At 58.6% G+C, this 17,921-nt stretch carries 17 protein-coding genes, 1 tRNA gene and 2 pseudogenes; 6 read left to right on the forward strand and 14 right to left on the reverse strand.

Going from position 1 to position 17,921, the window contains the following annotated elements:
- Positions 1–199 precede the first annotated feature (199 nt).
- The 3 genes from H9529_RS05015 to H9529_RS05025 all read left to right on the forward strand — a co-directional run bounded on the left by H9529_RS05015 (position 200) and on the right by H9529_RS05025 (position 2,601).
- Positions 200–1,597 (forward strand): MATE family efflux transporter, encoded by a 1,398-nt coding sequence (locus tag H9529_RS05015; protein ID WP_092892887.1) that lies wholly within the window; start codon positions 200–202, stop codon positions 1,595–1,597.
- An 8-nt stretch (positions 1,598–1,605) separates the two neighbouring features.
- The gene (locus H9529_RS05020) at positions 1,606–2,100 is read left to right on the forward strand and encodes a fluoride efflux transporter FluC (protein WP_176847370.1); all 495 of its coding nucleotides are present in this window, start codon (positions 1,606–1,608) and stop codon (positions 2,098–2,100) included.
- A 66-nt stretch (positions 2,101–2,166) separates the two neighbouring features.
- Complete coding sequence (locus H9529_RS05025) at positions 2,167–2,601, forward strand: fluoride efflux transporter FluC (protein ID WP_223814300.1); 435 nt, start codon at positions 2,167–2,169, stop codon at positions 2,599–2,601.
- Positions 2,602–2,907: 306 nt separating this feature from the next.
- Here the strand turns inward: H9529_RS05025 and H9529_RS05030 are convergent, their stop codons facing one another.
- The 3 genes from H9529_RS05030 to H9529_RS05040 are packed head-to-tail and all read right to left on the reverse strand — an operon-like array spanning position 2,908 to position 5,130.
- Positions 2,908–3,417 (reverse strand): substrate binding domain-containing protein, encoded by a 510-nt coding sequence (locus H9529_RS05030; protein WP_176847372.1) that lies wholly within the window; start codon positions 3,415–3,417, stop codon positions 2,908–2,910.
- Positions 3,418–3,461: 44 nt separating this feature from the next.
- Positions 3,462–4,676, reverse strand: a complete 1,215-nt coding sequence (locus tag H9529_RS05035) for an IS256 family transposase (protein ID WP_190305591.1) — start codon at positions 4,674–4,676, stop codon at positions 3,462–3,464.
- Positions 4,621–5,130, reverse strand: coding sequence for a LysR family transcriptional regulator (locus H9529_RS05040; RefSeq protein ID WP_092892899.1), 510 nt, complete (start codon positions 5,128–5,130; stop codon positions 4,621–4,623). Before H9529_RS05040 ends, H9529_RS05035 begins: the two co-directional genes overlap by 56 nt.
- A 172-nt stretch (positions 5,131–5,302) precedes the next feature.
- Between H9529_RS05040 and H9529_RS05045 the strand changes: the two genes are divergently transcribed.
- On the forward strand, positions 5,303–5,812 hold the full coding sequence (locus H9529_RS05045; RefSeq protein WP_092892901.1) for a hypothetical protein: 510 nt from the start codon (positions 5,303–5,305) through the stop codon (positions 5,810–5,812).
- A gap of 280 nt (positions 5,813–6,092) precedes the next feature.
- On the opposite strand, the gene H9529_RS05050 is transcribed toward H9529_RS05045, so the two are convergent.
- Together H9529_RS05050 and H9529_RS05055 are read right to left on the reverse strand one after the other, a co-directional pair.
- Positions 6,093–7,886 carry a caspase family protein gene (locus tag H9529_RS05050; RefSeq protein ID WP_369596568.1) on the reverse strand — a complete coding sequence of 598 codons (1,794 nt, stop codon included), beginning with the start codon at positions 7,884–7,886 and terminating at the stop codon, positions 6,093–6,095.
- A 116-nt stretch (positions 7,887–8,002) separates the two neighbouring features.
- Complete coding sequence (locus tag H9529_RS05055) at positions 8,003–8,620, reverse strand: hypothetical protein (RefSeq protein WP_143033585.1); 618 nt, start codon at positions 8,618–8,620, stop codon at positions 8,003–8,005.
- Positions 8,621–8,856: 236 nt separating this feature from the next.
- Here H9529_RS05055 and H9529_RS05060 point away from each other — a divergent pair, with 236 nt between their 5' ends.
- Positions 8,857–9,102 carry a hypothetical protein gene (locus H9529_RS05060; protein ID WP_143033586.1) on the forward strand — a complete coding sequence of 82 codons (246 nt, stop codon included), beginning with the start codon at positions 8,857–8,859 and terminating at the stop codon, positions 9,100–9,102.
- 206 nt (positions 9,103–9,308) lie between these two features.
- Here the strand turns inward: H9529_RS05060 and H9529_RS05065 are convergent, their stop codons facing one another.
- Together H9529_RS05065 and H9529_RS05070 are read right to left on the reverse strand one after the other, a co-directional pair.
- On the reverse strand, positions 9,309–10,178 hold the full coding sequence (locus H9529_RS05065) for a hypothetical protein (protein WP_092892907.1): 870 nt from the start codon (positions 10,176–10,178) through the stop codon (positions 9,309–9,311).
- Positions 10,179–10,585: 407 nt separating this feature from the next.
- Positions 10,586–12,021: pseudogene (locus H9529_RS05070) on the reverse strand (IS1182 family transposase).
- Between the two features lie 238 nt (positions 12,022–12,259).
- On the opposite strand from H9529_RS05070, the gene H9529_RS05075 reads away from it, so the two are divergent.
- On the forward strand, positions 12,260–12,682 hold the full coding sequence (locus H9529_RS05075) for a BLUF domain-containing protein (protein WP_092893022.1): 423 nt from the start codon (positions 12,260–12,262) through the stop codon (positions 12,680–12,682).
- 107 nt (positions 12,683–12,789) lie between these two features.
- On the opposite strand, the gene H9529_RS05080 is transcribed toward H9529_RS05075, so the two are convergent.
- The 7 genes and pseudogenes from H9529_RS05080 to H9529_RS05110 all read right to left on the reverse strand — a co-directional run bounded on the left by H9529_RS05080 (position 12,790) and on the right by H9529_RS05110 (position 17,909).
- A complete protein-coding gene (locus H9529_RS05080) occupies positions 12,790–13,002 on the reverse strand; it encodes a hypothetical protein (RefSeq protein WP_223814302.1) in 213 nt (70 codons plus the stop codon).
- Positions 12,929–13,192, reverse strand: a complete 264-nt coding sequence (locus tag H9529_RS05085) for a hypothetical protein (protein WP_092893020.1) — start codon at positions 13,190–13,192, stop codon at positions 12,929–12,931. Before H9529_RS05085 ends, H9529_RS05080 begins: the two co-directional genes overlap by 74 nt.
- Positions 13,192–13,623: a peptidoglycan-binding domain-containing protein gene (locus H9529_RS05090; protein WP_176847412.1), complete on the reverse strand. Its 432-nt coding sequence runs from the start codon at positions 13,621–13,623 to the stop codon at positions 13,192–13,194. Before H9529_RS05090 ends, H9529_RS05085 begins: the two co-directional genes overlap by 1 nt.
- 43 nt (positions 13,624–13,666) lie before the next feature.
- A pseudogene (locus H9529_RS05095) lies at positions 13,667–14,792 on the reverse strand (IS3 family transposase).
- Positions 14,753–15,094, reverse strand: a complete 342-nt coding sequence (locus H9529_RS21320) for a BLUF domain-containing protein (protein WP_092891658.1) — start codon at positions 15,092–15,094, stop codon at positions 14,753–14,755. The pseudogene H9529_RS05095 and the gene H9529_RS21320 overlap by 40 nt, the downstream one beginning before the upstream one ends.
- 230 nt (positions 15,095–15,324) lie before the next feature.
- Positions 15,325–15,399 (reverse strand) — tRNA-Val (locus H9529_RS05105).
- A 392-nt stretch (positions 15,400–15,791) separates the two neighbouring features.
- A complete protein-coding gene (locus H9529_RS05110; protein WP_092891660.1) occupies positions 15,792–17,909 on the reverse strand; it encodes an SLC13 family permease in 2,118 nt (705 codons plus the stop codon).
- Between the last annotated feature and the right edge of the window lie 12 nt (positions 17,910–17,921).

Genomic DNA, 17,921 nt, shown 5'->3' on the forward strand with positions numbered 1-17,921 from the left:
GCGCGGCTTTGGCAAGAATGCCGCGCGCGAAACGCGGTGCGCCCCGGCGCGTGTCCCGGTGCACACTCACCACCCCCTAACCGCCTGGGTCAGCCCTTCAGGCAGGGCCGACCACTCCCCCGGCAACGTTCTGCCGCAAGGGCATTTCACAGGTGAAACGGGCCTTGCCGCCCTGTGCAAGCGACGCTATGCCAAGACCATGTCAGAGAAAGCCCTATATCGCCGTCAGGCAAAGCTGGTGCTTGTGCTGGGGCTGCCGCTGGTGGGCAGCCACCTCGCGCAGTTCAGCCTGAACATCACCGACACCATCATGCTGGGCTGGTACGGCGTCGATGAACTGGCCGCCGGGGTGCTGGGCGCAATGTTCTTCTTCACCCTGTTCATCTTCGGCGCAGGATTCGCCAATGCGGTGATGCCGATGGTCGCGACCGCGGCCGGGGCCGAGAATGATGCCGAAGTGCGGCGCGCCACCCGCATGGGCCTCTGGTTGTCGTGCGCTTTCGGGTTGGGTGTGCTGCCGCTGATGTGGTGGTCCGAGGCGCTGCTGCTTGGGCTCGGCCAGCCCGACCGCGTAGCCGAACTGACCCAGGATTACCTGCGCATCGCGGGGTTTGGCATGCTGCCTGCGCTGGTGGTCATGGTGCTCAAAAGCTACCTGGCCGCGCTGGAACGCACGCAGGTCGTGCTGTGGGTGACGGTCGCGGCAGTGCTGGTCAATATCGTCATCAACTGGATATTCATCTTCGGCAATCTGGGCGCACCTGAAATGGGCATCCGGGGGGCCGCGCTGGCCTCGGTGCTGGTGCAATTGTTCAGCGCCGCGCTGCTGATGGCCTATGCCGGCTGGTTGCCTGCGCTGCGTCGCTATGCCTTGTGGCAGCGCTTCTGGCGGCCCGACTGGCAGGCGATGGGGCAGGTCTACCGTCTGGGCTGGCCCATCGGGCTGGCGCTTCTGGCCGAAAGCGGGCTCTTTGCCGCGACCTCGGTAATGATGGGCTGGCTGGGCACCGAACAACTGGCCGCCCACGGCATCGCAATCGAGCTGACAGCGCTGTTCTTCATGATGCATCTGGGCCTGTCGAACGCCGCCACGATCATTGTCGGGCGCGCGCGCGGGCGGGCGGACTGGGCGGCGCTGCGCGCGGGCTCCAAGGTGTCGGTCGGCATCTCGCTTCTGGTCGCGCTGGCCACGATGACGCTGTATTTCACGCTGGCAGGCCCGATGGTGGGGCTGTTCCTTGCCCCTGATGAGCCGCAGCGCGACGCGATCATCGCGATCGGCGTCACGCTGGTCTATATCGCGGCGGTGTTCCAACTGGCCGATGCAGCACAGGTCATGGCGATGGGCCTGCTGCGCGGCGTGCAAGACACGCGCTGGCCCATGGTCATTGCGGCGGTCAGCTACTGGCTGATCGGCATTCCGTGCAGCTACCTGTTCGGGGTGACGCTGAACCTTGGCGGGCCGGGCATCTGGCTGGGCCTTGTGGTCGGCCTGACTGTCGCGGCGGTGGCGCTGATGGTGCGCTTCTGGCGCGGCGTGGCCGGGCTGGGACAGCCCGGCGGCGCAGGTACCACCGCCAGCCGCACGCAGGCATGACCCCCGCCATGACCGCCGCGGCCCTGGCACCGCTGCTGACGACCATCGCGCTGGTTGCCCTTGGCGGCGCGCTGGGGGCTGTCGCGCGCGTCCGGCTGACGGCGTGTGTTGGCAACTGGGTCGCACAGCGGCGCGGCGCGGCGAATGTCGCGCAGGCGACAATGTCGCGCGGTACGCCACTGCCCATCGGGACCATCATCGTCAACCTGTCGGGCGCACTGGCCATCGGGCTGGTGGCGGGCAGCGGTGCTTTGGGTGCCGGATCTTTCACCGGAGACGCCTTGGCCAGCGCTGGCTGGGCGCTGGGTGTCACGGGCTTTCTTGGCAGCTTCACCACCGTCTCTTCACTGGCGCTGCAAACGCTGGAACTGGCGGATACCGGCCACACCGGACGCGCCGCGTTCAACCTGTGCGTAACCCTTGTCGCAGGGATCGCCGCTGTCACGCTGGGCTATGCGGCAGGCACCCAATTGTGGGGGCCACAGCTCTGGGGCGCAGCATGAGGGTCAGCATAGCATCCCGCCGCCGCGCCGGACAAAGCAACCCGGTAGCGCGCATTGATACCCGAGGTGACGCTGAACAAAGTGACCGCCATGCGGCCTGACCCCGCGCTGCGCAGCCCGCGCGCCACCCTGGCGCTGGCGATATGCGGCGCGCTTGGCGCGGTGGCGCGGCTGGCGGTGTCGTTTTGGTTGGCCGATTCCACCGCGAGTGTCGGTGCCTTTCCCGTCGCAACGCTGGTGGTCAACACGCTTGGTGCCTTCGGGATCGGCGCCATCGCCAGCCTCAGCGCTCCGGGCGGTCGCTGGCCGTTGGGCCCTGTGGCACGACAGGCGCTGATGGCCGGTGTCTTCGGCGGTTTCACGACATTTTCGATCTTCAGCCTCGAGGCGCTGATGCTTGCCCAAAGCGGCCATAACGGAACGGCGGCAGCCTATGTTCTGATCTCGGTCGCACTCTGGCTCGCGGCCGCCCGCCTGGGCCTGCGCTGCGGCGCAAGCTGAGCGGTGTCAGATCCGCCCGCGCCACCTTGCCCTCGTTTTCAAGGAATGCCCCGCCAAGTGCAGGACAATCGCGGGGCGGCATGATCGGGAAAATGGTGGGTGATAATGGATTTGAACCGCTGACATCTTCGATGTGAAGAAACCGCGCGAAAGCCAACCCATTGAAATCTGACCCAACGCACTGTTTTTATTAGGCTGATGTTCTTGGTTTGGTCACGGCTTTGCGGTTCGGCGCGGTTCAACGAACCGAAGCACACTTCGTATGATGGCCTGTCTCGCTATATCGCGCGCCCAGATGTTTGCGGATCACGAACGGTCCATCACAGGGGCAAAATCGAGGAACGCCTTGAGCGTGACGGAAATATTCTTGCGTGACGGATACACGATGCTGATCGGCAGGCTGCAACGGGTAGATTGCGTCAGGATCGGCACCAGTGCGCCTGACGCCAGCTCATCGCGGATCAGAAACTCGGGCAGGTAGGCGATGCCATGACCCGCCAGCGCGGCGGCACGAATGATCTCGCCATTGTTTGCCCCGAAGCGCGGATTGACCTTCTGCCACAGCGTCTCATTGCCGTTTTGCAGCGGCCATGTCGCCGTGGCACCCATATTTGAATAGTGCAGCGCCCGGTGATCTGCCAGGTCTGACGGGTGCAGCGGAGTACCATGCAGCTTCAGATAGGCAGGCGACGCGACGATCTGGCAATCTACGCTGTGGATACGGCGCGCGATCATGCTTGTATCATCCAGCTCCCCTATCCGGATCACCGCATCAAATCCTTCGGCGATCAGATCGCTCCGGCGAGGGAGTGTCATGAACTCTGTGTATCTGGCCCGGTCCATGCGGGTTTCAGATACAGTCACGCGTTGAAGCGTTCGTCGAACATGATAGCGAATTGGTTTCGGGCCGCAAACCATTCCCGGACATTCCGCCCACCTTTCTCGAAATTGCGGATCGCCAGATAGATCAGCTTGGTCGCAGCCTCCTCGGTCGGGAACGAACCACGGGTCTTGATCGATTTGCGGATCACACGGTTCAGGCTTTCGATGGCGTTCGTGGTGTAGATGATCTTGCGGATCGCCGGATCGAAGGCAAAGAACGGGATCACCTCCTGCCATGCCCGCCGCCATGCCGGAGCGATGGAGGCGTATTTCTCGGCCCATTTTTCCTCGAAAGCATCCAGTTCGGCGGCAGCCTGATCGGCGGTTGGAGCGCCGTAAATCAGGCGCAGATCGGCGGCGACTGCCTTGCGATCCTTCCAGGCGCAGAAATTCAGGGAATGGCGCACCAGATGAACGATGCACGTCTGGACTGTGGCATCGGGAAAGGCGGCGGTGATCGCTTCCGGGAAGCCTTTGAGGCCATCCACGACGGCAATCAGGATATCCTGGACACCCCGGTTCTTGAGTTCGTTCATCACCGACAGCCAGAATTTGGCCCCTTCGTTCTCGGCAATCCACAGGCCCAGAACCTCGCGAACACCGTCCCGTGAGACGCCCAGGGCAACATACACGGCCTTGTTCTTCACCATGCGGCTATCAGCATCGCGGATCTTCACCCGGAGCGCGTCGAAAATGACGATGGGATACATTCGGTCCAGCGCCCGGGACTGCCATTCCCGGACCTCGTCCAGCACGGCGTCGGTGACGCGGCTGATCAGGTCAGGCGAGACCTGAAGGCCATAGACGTCCTCGAGATGGGCGCGGATATCACGCACCGTCAGACCGGCGGCGTAGAGCCCGATGATCTTGTCGTCCATCCCATCGATCCGGGTCTGGCCCTTCTTCACCAGTTCAGGCTCGAAGCTGCCGTCCCGGTCACGCGGCACGGCAATCGGCAGTTCGCCGTCTTGGCCTTTTAGTCTCTTGGCGGATGAGCCGTTGCGGCGGTTAACCTGATCGGGCGGCGCCTCCTTGCCGTCCTCATAGCCCAGGTGCGCGGTCAGTTCGGCGCCCAGCATCCGCTCCATCAGCTTGATCTTCAGCTCTTTCATCAAGCCGTTATTGCCAAGCAAATCTTCAGGCCGCTCGCAGCCCTTCAGAAGTTCGTCCAGCAGTTCCTTGGAAATCGTCATCGTCCTTGCTCCTCTCAGGAAGCATGGACCAGATCCCAGTTACACAGAAGATCGGACACTCTCTCCGGCGATCGTCAAATACGCATTCAAGCTGAATTTCGGGGTAGATTTCCATGAACTTCAGGATATGCGGCTGCAAGGCATGCAGAGAATATGACATCGGCATGCCGATCCTGAGACGTCCAGTGATGGTGCCGCTTTCGGTTTTGGCATAGTCATTCGCTTCGTCCAGAAGATCGAGGATGCGCCGGACCTTGGTGTAGTACTCGCCACCCAGCGCGGTCGCCTTCACCGACCGCGTCGACCGGGTCAGCAGCCTGGCCCCAAGGATGTCTTCCAAGTCACTAATATGCTTGGAACACATGCTTTTCGAGATGCCAAGCCGCCGCGCCGCCGCCGAAAAGCTGCCTTCTTCAACGACCAGAGCATATGCCCGCAAGGTATTCGTTTCCATCGTCCACCGCGTCCTTATGTCGTGTGCCTGTCATCTGGGCCAGAACGGCGATTTGTTCAATCGCATCGAACAAAGAATTCGAATATTCGCGGATTATCTATTTGGGCGCCGCGCATACCTCCTGTTCATCAGAAGCACAAACGCTTCGGAAGATATGAAAAGGACCACGACCATGAAAAAACTTGTCATCATCGCAGCCGCCCTGATCTCGGCCGGTGCAGCCACCGCCCAGTCCGTTTCGCCGGGCCACGAACAATTCGCCGCCGGGCTGAATCTGGATGCCACGCAGTACACAATGCCGGAGCTGATCAACATCGAGCAGGCGCGGCAGGACAACAACCGTCAGACCGAACGCTTCTACCTGGAAGGCACCAACCGCCAATCCCGTGGGGGTGTCGGCGAAGTGTCGCCCGGCAAGGCGCAGTTTGCAGCGCCGCTTGGCGTCAATGCCGCCGACTACACCATGAACGAACTGATCGCGCTGAGCGTTGCGCAGCGCGAGGATGACGCGCAGACCGAAGCATTCATCCGGTCCAAGCAAAACCGTCAGTCCTATGGCAATGTCAGCGAAGTTTCGCGCGGCAAGGCGCAGTTTGCAAACGGGCTTGGCGTGAATGCAGCGGACTACTCGCTGAACGAACTGGTCGCATTGTCGGTCAAACGCCACAGCGACGATAACTGATCCGCGCGAAAACGCGGCCGGAACGGCTGAAGAGGGGGTGACGCAAGTTTGCGCCGCCCCCTTTTTTCGCGCCGCAGATCAGCCGCGCGACATACTCTGACTCGGGCAAGTGTGACTTCGTAGCTGACGGCAGTACTGCATTGGACGGACGCTCCGCGCGACCACCTTTCCAGCCACAGCAACCGCTAAGGCACTCGACAGCTAAACATGATGGGCGGATTCCAGACATTCGCGGCTGCGCAGCACGAATTATGAGAGATCGTTAAAGCGGACTTTCGCTTCAGAACACATCGGCAGTTAAGCTATCCATGGCACACCATGGGATTCGATCGGGGAAAATGAGCGAAGCGCAGATCGCTATCGAGCGGATCATAGTTTGGGGAGGCTGACTAGCAGCATAGACAGCCGGCGAGATATAGTTTCTTATAAAACTGTCATAATCAGAGGCGGTAAAGACATCATGCCCAATCTGAAAATTAAGGTTGCCACCGTTGGTAATAACTTCGTCCGAAAAGTTTGCGTAGCTGTCAGGAATGTAGGTTGTACAGTGCGTTCCATCAACTTCGGAAAAGTCATAGCGGACTACGTCCAATTGATCGAAATTCCAGTAGTGGGCAAAAAGACAGAACAATAGTTCACTAGGTCGGGCGCTAAAACGGAGAAAATCTACTTCTTTTTCTAGTGAGCGGTATTTCATAAATTCGTAAGTGTCTTCAAGGGCAAGACTAGTTCTAGCTATACGCCCTCCATGGGCAAAGTAATCATGGTAAAGCGATCCAATGAACCGCTCGCCCCACTCAGTTAAGCCGTGGCGTTTCGTAAGGCTTGAAATGATAATTATATATGCCGCTTGCTCCTCTGAAACCAAACTTATTGAACCGCTGTAATCGCGTTCCAATGCACCTAGTATCGCTTCACAGACCTTTGAACGTCGAGCGGTTTCGACGGCGTTGCCGCTGGAAAGGTCAAGGTAGAACAAGGACCAAGCAGCAACCTTGGTTAACCTGATCGGCAAAGAGAAGAACTCACTGTGCCCACCCCCGCCTCGGACAAGAAAATAGTCTTCTTTTAAGCCTTCATGAATGCTCGAGGTTGCAAACTCTAGGCTTCCTTCCAGTTGCCTCAGGATGAACGCGACCACTTCATTTGCGACATTTGGGTCAGAAATTTTTTGCGCGACGAACAGGAAAACTGCAGTTACCTGCGTGGTTGCAAAACCGTCGTCCGCAAGGGAACAACGTGCTGTGAAACTGTCAAGTAAGCCGATAAGAAAGTTGGCCTGCTTGGTCGGTTCAGCTAACTCAAACAAGCCCTTTTCTAAGCAATTCTGTAGCTCGCGAAGTTCCACCTCTGTTTTAGAATCCAGATAGCATTTCCACAACTCTTCGGACAAAGCCAAAGGCAACGTTGAGCTGTCTGAGTCTTCAAATATTGGAATTGGTATGAACGATTCAGATGAACCGACACCGGCCGTATTATTCAAGCAAAACTGAGGAGAACCTGAGATGTTAAATGACCAAAAATTGGGGGATTGATCGTCCCTCTCAAGATCAATTGCTTTAGATATGTCATCAAGTGACAGGTGGGACTTATTGACCTGACAGTCGGTTTCGCCCTTCAAACATTTCAGTAGTGATAGGGTCCCGTAGCCACCTTGAACGGGGGCGTCAGGTGGTGCCTCATGTGCATATTGATCGGTTGCGCTCATCGCTAGTATGGACACCCCAAACGAATTTGCGGGCCCCAAACTATTTGGTTTGATTAGACTTTGAACATCATGCGCGACACCTGCAGCATGACACGCATCAATAATAATATTTGTATGGCGGGGCTTCGCGTTGCCAATAATCTGAAACAACTCGGTCAAAGATAGACCTGAATATGCAGCTCTATATAACTCAATATCTCTACAACACAGGTAGTAAACCGAATCTATGATTACCCCATGTCCTGCAAAATAGATTGATAACGTGTCTATATCCGGATCGTAGGATAGTTGCGCCAGAGCACGCGTAAACTCGGCCTTCGACGGGTTGATCAATCGAACGGATTCAACGGCATCATATTGACCCATTGTGCAATCAGTTAAAGCTTCAAAAACTGAAGATGCGTCGACCTTGGTCCCAGGAAGTGGTCCTAAATGAGGGTCTGAGCATTCCGGTACGCCCACGCACAAACACAACCTTTTTCTCAATTTGGTCGCCTCTCAAAACGATTTACTCTGGCTGTCTCGTTCTCTTCGGCTTCTAGCTTTTTGCGCGCCTTCAATTCATCAATGCGCCGTTCAAACTCAGGCCCTGCCGCTTCAAGTTCTGCAGCTAGTTTGGGACCTTGAGAGGGATGCACCAGCATCGTCGGTAGCAGAAGTTCGCCATCGTCTCCTAGTGACGGGTGTATCATTTCGAGCATTTCAGCAAAGGCTTCGGGGAAAGGCCGACCTCCTGCGTTTACTACATTGCCTGAATGCGCGGTTGACCTGTTCAATGTGGAGATCATTGAATCCATGAATGACGCGTGCATTTGCTCTGAGACCGTCATTGCAGCCCAAAAAGTCACTGTGGGATCACCCCTAACCACGTCTTTTAAGTGTAGTTCAGTTATGCTGCTGTGATGTGTCATTTCCGTACTGGTATCGCCAAATTCATTGGCGGGGCTCTCCCATTTTCTACCATGCTGAAAGCGCAAGACATTACGTGAATCCAAGAGTTTATTTCGCATTTGCGCTGACCGATCCCCAACGTCTTTAGTAAATCCAATCATATAGGCTTCACTTAGCTTTTTCTGCAGGAACGGGGTCTTAATGTTCATTCTAAAATTCCAATGTGAGAGCTTGGAGGTTCAACCAATAGTTTTCCTCGGATCCAACTTGTACGCCAGTACGCATTTGGTATCGATGCATGGGTCACCAAGGTCAGGTTTGAGCATGTTGAAATTCAGCGTATTTCTTGATGACAAACGTTTGCTTTTGGCAGTCAACTGCAGATGGCAATTACTACTCCTAAAACTCCCAAGCACAACGACATAAGTGCAAGCCATGCCGGTACATGAACCGCTGGGTCATGGGTCCCGAGAAGCCAACAAACCTTGCCGAACCATCCAGTTTTCTGGACTGTAAATTCGAGGTCGGCACCCTTGTCTGCCCCGAGGGTTTCTCTGATGTCGTACGGCATGAAGATGGCGGTGTCATCATCATGGCCAAGAACAAGGACTTTTACGGATTTGTCATTCTCGGAGTTCCTCAGCTGCGCGATGCCATAACGCGGGATACCAGCTCGGTACTTTCTATTTAGGCGAACCAACAGACGTCCAGTATCGTTGGGTGGGAGTGCTTTAACAGGCAGTTTTGTCATTATCTGAACTCCAATATACAGTCTCTGCCGAATAGCATGTAACGTCCGCTTCGGGGAAGCTGCATTGCAGCGTCGTTGATGCGTACGGACGGCCGCTCTGGGCCGAGGCATCCAACTACACATCATTTTCGGATGACCTAGCCCCATCATTCCTCATAAGAAGAGATGTGCCTCTCTTGCTCAAGAAGGGGGCCAGCACCTCGGATATGCGGGTTCCTCCAACTGATGCCACCGGCCCGGTTGCGCATGAAATGGCCCTGTACCCAGTGAGCTCTGCGTTTGGAGATGGCTTCTTTGTTCGCCTTGCTCTCGCTGCTAGTTGCTTCAAGCTGACGCTTGCCTAGCTCACCCAGTTTGACTTTGATTATGGATTTATTGGGCAGTGTCCGCCCAGATTTCTGAGCTCTTCGTCTTTCGGCTCGGGGGTAGCTAGACACTTCCTCTCTTTCGAGCATGGCCTTGTGTTCGAACAAAATCGACATGCCAACCGCTATTGCCAAGAAGTCAAAACAAAGAGATTTTTCCTGCTTGACGGCGGCATCTTCGGTGACACCATCTCCGATGGCCTGAGACAAATCGAACGTCGGTGAATGCAAAATATCTACCGATGCGCCTTGCGATTTGAAGATCAGTAGGTTCGGGAATAAGCCACGCTTGTTCGCAAGATATATCTGGGTATAGAGCGTATCGTCATCCTGGGTGATCAGCGCTGCAGGCCATTCACCATCCTTTGGTTCTGGGATTGTCAGCAACATTGCCGGGAACGGCAAGCGAATGTTACTGAACATGCTATCTAATCCGTCCCTTTGCATTTGAGCAGAGAGCTTGCGCAGCATCATCTCCGCGCGCTCATCAATCTGATATACCTGCGCAACATCGAAAATCTCACGTTGTCTCTGCCCGTGAAAATCAAGAGACTTAGTAAGATCTAGGGGCAGTGAAGCTCGATCAACACCCTTCAAATAGAGCAAAATGTCTGGGTATCGCTTATAGAAATCGAGCAGGTTGGCGAGCATTGATCGTCCCTCAGAATTTCAATCTAGCAATACTATGCCTCGAATGTTCACACCATCAAGTGCCTTCGGAAAACGTGCCGGTCACGCTGACGCTCGGGGCCAAAAGTTTGCTTTGATCCAGTCTTTAGCAGTGGCAGCCTTACTCTCGTGGCAATTCTCCAAGGTCCAACTACTTCGCCAGCGGCGGATGACCGCTAAGCGGGCTGCGACTGCAGCATCAAGACGATGGGTTAGATGTCGGCTTAGGGCCGAGGCTGTGTGGAAACTCTCGCGCCCAGAGCAGTTTGCGATGTGATGGGTTTGCAGCAGGCATTTTGGCTTGCTTGGGTTCATGCAACCCGCCGGTGGCGCGGATATCGCGCCAATGAGGGCAGTTTGACCGGTTTTGGGGAGTGATTTCCCCTCTTTCAGGCGGGCATCGCCGCCATGAGCCCCTTGATCCCGACCAATGCGACCATGCGCTTGATGTTGTAGGCCAGCACGTTCAGCGCCATCTCGGTGCGCACGTTTTTCAGACGGCGCATCAGGAAATGGGTGGTGCCCATCCAGGCCTTGATCGTCCCGAAAGGATGCTCGACCGTGCTGCGGCGCAGGGTCATCGGATCATCGGCGCTGCGCAGACGGTCGCGCATCTCGTCCACCAGATGCTCGTATTCCCAGCGGGTGACCCGGCGCTCCGTGCCCGTGGTGCAGCGTGATTTCACGGGGCAGTTCTGGCATTCGTTGGTCCAGTATCGTCGGACCTGAAGCCCGTCTTCATCGCGGGTGTAGCGGTAGGTCAGCTCATCGCCTGTCGGGCAAACTAGACGTCGCGGTCGGCGTCATATTTGAAGTCAGCCTTCACATACATGCCCTTCTTGCGATTGCCCGAGGTCTCCGGACGCGGCATGGTCACCGTAATGCCCGCCTTGTCGCAGGCGGCAATCTCGACACCGCTGTAATAGCCCTTGTCGGCCAGGGCATGCAGCGTGTCGCGCCCAAGCGTATCCTTGGCCGCCATCGCCATCGGGCTGAGCTGGTCACGGTCGAACCCTTGTTGGTGACTTCATGGGTGACGATGATGTGGGTTTCAGTGTCCACTGCGCATTGCGCATTATAGCCCACCAGCCCGCTGTTACGCGCGCTGGTGGCCATCGCTCGGGCATCGGGATCAGTCAGGGAAATCTGGCCGTCCGGCGCATCGGCCAGGGCCTTGTCCATGGCATTCAGTTTCTCGATTTCCTGCTTGAGCCGCCGTATCGATGCGCCAGATGCGTGACCTTCTCCGCCCGCACCTCGCCTTTCTCTGCCGGTCTATGCGCACCATCTCGGTGATATAGCGCTCGACATCGGCCTCCAGATGCGCGAGACGGCTGGCGATCTTGCCCTTGGTGAAGTTCTTGTCGCGGTTGTTGACAGCCTTGAACTTGCTTCCATCGATCACCACGCATTCGCCCTTCAGCGTGCCGATCCGGCGGCACAGCTCGACGAATTGCGCGCAGGTCTTGCGGATAGCAGCACCGTTATCGCGTCGGAAATCCGCAATCGTCTTGTGATCCGGCACCAATCGCCCGAGCAGCCACATCACCTCGACATTGCGCCCGGCCTCACGCTCCAACCTGCGGCTGGACGGGATCCGGTTGAGGTAGCCATAGATGAACAGCTTCAGAAGAATGGCCGGATGGTATCCCGGTCGCCCTGTCCGCGCATGCGCCGCGCGCACAAAGCCAAGGCCCGCCAGATTAAGCTGTTCAACAAACAGATCCACCACCCGGACCAGATGATCGTCGTCAATCCAGTCCTCAAGTCGATCCGGAAACAGCGTCACCTGATCGCGATCAACACCTTCAATGAAACCCGACATAAATGCACTCCCGTATCGTAGGAAGCATACCATATCTGGGGGTTTTCACACAGCCTCGGCCGTGCTTGACCTGACACGCGCCCCAGATCTCTTCGGTGTTGCGCTGCATCCAAGGTCATCGAAGGGCCAAGGTGGTGTTGTGTTGCGTCGCCACCGATTTCCGCTAAGCTGAGCCGATCCGGCGACGGTTCCCTCGCGGTCCAGTCAGTGCCAGAAACCTATGGCGCCATAAGGAGCGATGAAAATCACCGATCTGTCCCAACTCATCTATGCGTCACAGCCCTTTGGGTATGACGCAACACTGCTAAGCGGCATTTTGACCGATGCGCGGCGGTGCAACCTGCGCGATGACATTACCGGCGCGCTTGTATGCCGACAGGACATATATCTCCAGTTGCTCGAAGGCCCTTCCGAGCAGATAACCGCTGCCTACACACGTATTTGTCGCGATGACCGCCATGTAGGGATCAACAGACTCGTCAGCAGACAGGTCACGGACCGCATGTTCGGGAGTTGGGCAATGCTGCACGATCCGGCAAAGTCGCTGATATGGACAATGAAGCAGATTGAAGAGGGCATTCTTGATCGAATCTCTCCAGTCGAGATAATTGATATGTTCGAGAGTGTTTCCAGAAATGCGGGACCAGAACACGCCACCTGACTGGTCTCGGGATCGATGGCACCTTCGGTCCGCTCTACCGATTCTTACCCTTATAAAACGCTGTGCGATGCATGAATGATCGGTGTCGAGAAGCGGCATCCTCGGTCTCAACCTTCCCCACACCCCGCATCCACCGCCGCAATCAGCGCCCTCCCCGTCACGACCGACATCGGCCCACCATCAGCCGCCAGCGCCGCCGCATGGGCGGTGCGCTGCACCTCGGTGCCGCTGCATATCGGGCGCGCGTCAACGCCCCCGCCTGCCCCGCGCCAGCAGCCACTGACGGTCATCATCAGGATCACCGCTGCCAATATCCGCATTGTCCATCCTCCGGCGTGTGGCCGCGCCATCGCGCAGCCGTTGCAGTTCCACCGCCTCCTTCAGGCGGCGTCTGGTTTTTCGATGGCGGTGGCGCAGGTAGAGCGTGACGGCCACCAGGATGGCCAGCGCGCCGGTGACCGCGCGCCCCAGCGCGCTGCGCGCCAGCCAGCTGGCAGCGAGGCCCAGCATCAGCGCGCCACGTTGCTGCCGGTGCGGGCATCTGCCACCCGTGCCGACTTGATCTGATCGAGGTGCCGCCACAGCAGCAGCCCGGCCGCCGCGACCAGCAGCACCGGCCAGTAGGCCAGCGCCAGCGATTGCGCGCGGTCCAACAGCCCTGCACCCTGGTCGAACAGCGCCACCGCGTCTTCGGTGCGCTCGATGACCACGCCCAGCCCCCCGCCGACAATGCCGGTCGCGGTCAGCGCCTGCCCCCGGTCTGCCTCGCGGATGGTGCGACTGCCCCGGTCGCGCAGATCCTGCGCATCGACCGCGCGCGCGGGACGCGGCGGGGCATCATCCAGCCCCGCCCAGGTCTGCGCCCCAACCACGCCATCAACATCGAGGTCGAGATCCGCTTGCAGCGCCAGCACGGCGGCGCGCGTGCGATCGCCATACACCCCGTCCGTTGGTCTGCCCCCAACGAGTGGTCCAGTTTGAATGTTAGTGCATGGTTGGCCTTTGGTCTATTGGGACGATGCTTTTGGGCGCTGGTGGACGGTATCCCAGAGCGCTGTGTGGTCTGACGGTGTTGTAATGGCGACGCCATCGCTCGATCAGGATTTGGGCCTCGCGCAGCGATGAGAAGACCTCGCCGTTCAGCAACTCGTCCCGAAATCGGGCGTTGAAGCTCTCGCAGTAGCCGTTTTCCCATGGCGATCCAGGCGCAATGAAGGCAGTTTTGGCACCCACCGCGCCGATCCAGGCGCGCACCTTCTTGGCGATGAATTCTGCGCCATTGTCTGACCTTATGTATTCCGGCGGACCGCGCAGGATGAACAGGTCAGTCAAGGCGTCGACCACGTCGACGGAATTGAGCTTGCGTTTGACACGGATCACCAGAGCCTCCTTCGTGAACTCGTCGATGATGTTGAGCGTGCGGAAGATCCGCCCGTCATGGGTTCGATCCTGGACGAAGTCATAGGACCAGACATGGTTCGGACGCTCCGGTCGCAGCCGAACACACGACCCATCGTTCAGCCAGAGCCGACCCTTCTTGGGTTGTTTTTGCGGGACTTTCAGCCCTCCCGCCGCCAGATCCGTTCGACGCGCTTGTGATTTACATGCCAGCCGCTGTTGTTCAGCATTCCGGTAATCATGCGATATCCATAGCGTCCGAACTCTTCTGTCAGTGCGATGATGTCATCGGTCAGCCGTTCTTCGTCCGGCAGGCCGAGAGGCACCTTGCGCTGTGTCGAGCGATGCTGACCCAATGTGCGACAAACCCGGCGCTCTGATAAGCTGAGAGTCTGCCGCACATGGTCGATACATCGACGGCGGCGGGAAGGGCTTAAAAGTTTCCCCGTGCAGCCTCGGTCAGGATCACCTTGTCCAGCGTCAGATCCGACACGGCACGCCTAAGCCGGGTATTCTCAGTCTCCAGCTCCTTCAGCCGTTTGAGCTGATCTCGACTCATGCCACCATACTCTTTGCGCCATCGATAATAGGTCGGTTGTGTCACGCCGATCTGTCGAACGGCATCAGCAATCGAACGTCCTTGCCCTTGCAGCACTTCAACCTGCCGCAGCTTCAGCACGATCTCTTCGGGGTTGTCTCGCTTTCCTGCCATCTCTGGTCCTCCTGAAATGGGATAATACTATCCCAGTTGGTGGACCACTTCAGTGGGGGCACTCCAATGGCTGAATGGCGTGGGTCGAGAAGGATGCGATCATAACAATTCTTGACGCAGGTTCGTTCACCTTCCAAAACCTGAAAAAATAATTGATCGTGGTACATCAGAATGCCGGAAATCCCGTCTCGGGTGTTGTTCTTTTCCGAAACAGTCAGAATATCGTTCAGTAGCGCTTCGTATAAACGCGTTCTAGACGAACTGACATATGCAAGTTGATAGACCACAGAGAAACCCCTCATCCAGCGACGCCATAGGGTGCACAATTTACAAAATCAGCTTTGATTGGACTTTCCCCAAGTGGCCGGGGGATTGATGAAAGTATCGTTTCGTCAGGCCTAAAAATCAACTCCACTGTACTATCCGCGAAGACGAGCAGACGCGCCCAGTGACGCTATCGGTTCACCGAACCTAAGCACTCTTCGCAAAACCCGTGCGGGGATCGCCAAGTCACTGATAGAAAAGAATATAATGGTGGGTGATAAGGGATTTGAACCCCTGACATCTTCGATGTGAACGAAGCGCTCTACCGCTGAGCTAATCACCCGTGGCGCAGTCCTTAGCCGCTGTCGCGCAGGGAGGCAAGAGGCGGATAGCCCAGCGCGCCGAAAAATCCCCGCGGGTCGGACTGCGTCGCGGTCGCGTGCGTGGAAGCCATTGGCCGTCTCGATAAACGGCCAAACCATTGGCGTTTCGCGCCATCCCCTAACGCCTCAACGCCATTTGCTGCGGGACACGCATCCCAGGCGGCGGCCCTTGCTTGTGGTCCCGCCAGTCAGACCGTGGCGGCCTGAGGCACACGGTCAGAAACACCTGGCGCCTATCGCGCAGGGGGGCCGGACCCGCCCGTCAGGCGCAAACAATCTGCCTTGGCCACACGTCAATGTCCAACGCCCCAGTCATCCGCCAAAGGGCCGCGCGCGCCCTTCACGCACCCCTTCAAAGCGGCCAGACCAGCAGCAAAAGCGGCATGCTGACCGCGACCACCAATGCCTCCAGCGGCAGGCCCAGCCGCCAGTAATCGCCAAAGCGAAAGCCCCCCGGCCCCAGGATCAGCGTGTTGTTCTGGTGCCCGATGGGCGTCAGGAACGCGCAAGAGGCACCGATGGCAACCGCCATCAGGAAACTGTCTGGGTTGACGCCCAGCGCCGCAGCAATGCCCAGCGCGATGGGGCACATGACAGCGGCAGTAGCCGCATTGTTCATCACATCCGACAGAAACATCGTGGTAATCAGCACCACGGCAAGGGCGGCGACGGGATTGCCCTGCGCGATCATATCCACCAGGAACCGCGCAAGCAGATCCGCCGCCCCCGTGGTCTGCATTGCCCCCGCCACCGGGATCAGCGCCGCCAGCAACACGATCACCGGCCAGTCGATGGCGGTGTAGACCTGCCGCGGCGGCACGGTGCGAAACAGCATCGACGCCAGCAGCCCCAGCGCGAAAGCCGCCGCTGCGGGCAGCAACCCCAGCGTCACGATGGCGATTGCGCCCAGCATGATCACCCCTGCGATGATGGCCATGCGCTTGTCGGGGATGCGCAGTTCGCGCGCGCCCAATGGCACGCAACCCGTGTCGTTGATGAAGGCCCCAATCGCTTCGGTCGCGCCCTGCATCAACAAGAGATCGCCGGATTTGAGCCGGACCGTCCGAAGGCGGGCACGGGGCGGGTGGCCGACGCGGGCAATCGCCAAAAGGTTCAGCCCGTAGCGCGTGCGCAGTTGAAGGTCACTGGCCGACCGCCCCACGATCGTCGAACCCGGCAAGACCGCCATTTCGCGCAGCACGATGTCATCTTCACGATCAGGCTTGGGATCAGGTTTAGACTCGGGTTTAGACTCGGGCTTGGAATCGGCGTCGCTTGTCGTGGACGGGACCTTTCCAGGTTCCTCTTCGTTCGCGGCCCTGGCTTTGGATCTGGCATTCTGGAAGGTGTCGCCCATACCCGCGCGTGCCCCATCTTCCATGACCGCGTTTTCACCGGCCAAGGTTCCTGCTGCCACATCTTTCGGGGTCACATCTTCCGCCGCCGCATCGTCCGCCGTTGCCTGTTCGGCGGTCGCCCCCTCGCGCGTCACACGCCCCGCCACCCCGGTCGCATCGGCCTTGGCGCGGGCCTTGCCCGCCTTACCATCCCGGGGCGCGGCCTCGGCTTCCTCGGCGGCCGAAACCTGTTCTTCCAACTGGATGCCGAAGACTGACACCGCCTCGGCCAACGCCCCTACATCGGCCTCCATCAACAAGATGTCGCCTGCACGGATGCGGCGCCCGCCATGCGGGGCGGTCATGCGCACCTGATTGCGTACAAGGCCCACGATCTGCGCTTCGCTGTCCTCGATCTCGCGCTCGAAGGCACGCAAGGTCAGGCCCACCGCCTTGCTTTCGCCGGGCACGCGCAGCTCGGTCATGTAGGCGCCGGTTTCAAACCCTTCGCCGGTGGCGGAAGTGCGCGCGGGCACCAGCCGCCACCCCACCACCGCAATGAACAAAACGCCCAAAAGCGCAACGGCGACACCAACGGGCGCAAAATCAAACATCGCGAAAGGCCCCAGCCCCGCCTGCTCACGGAACCCCGAGACGATGAGGTTCGGCGGCGTGCCGACAAGGGTGGTCATGCCGCCCAGAATGGTACCGAAGGCCAACGGCATCAGCACCTGCCCGGGCGTCAGGTCCAGCCGTTTGGCCAGTTGCACCGCCACCGGCATCAACAGCGCCATGGCGCCCACGTTGTTCATGAAACCCGACAGCGCCGCGCCCAGCCCCATCAACGCCGCCGTACTGATCAGCCGCCCCGCATCGCGCGGCAGGATGCTGCGTGCCAGCCAGTCCACCGCACCGGTATTCTGCAACCCCTTGCTGAGCACCAGCACGCAGGCAACGGTGATGACCGCCGGGTGGCCAAAGCCTGCGAAAGCATCGGCAGCGGGCACCAGCCCGGCCAGCACACACGCCATCAGCGCCGCCAGCGCGACCACATCGTGCCGCAGCCGTCCCCAGAGGAACAGCCCCATGGTGGCCACGAGGATCGCGAAAATCAGAACTTGGGGGGTGGTCATGGATCAGGCCTC

Source organism: Roseicitreum antarcticum (assembly GCF_014681765.1).
GTDB lineage: Bacteria > Pseudomonadota > Alphaproteobacteria > Rhodobacterales > Rhodobacteraceae > Roseicitreum > Roseicitreum antarcticum.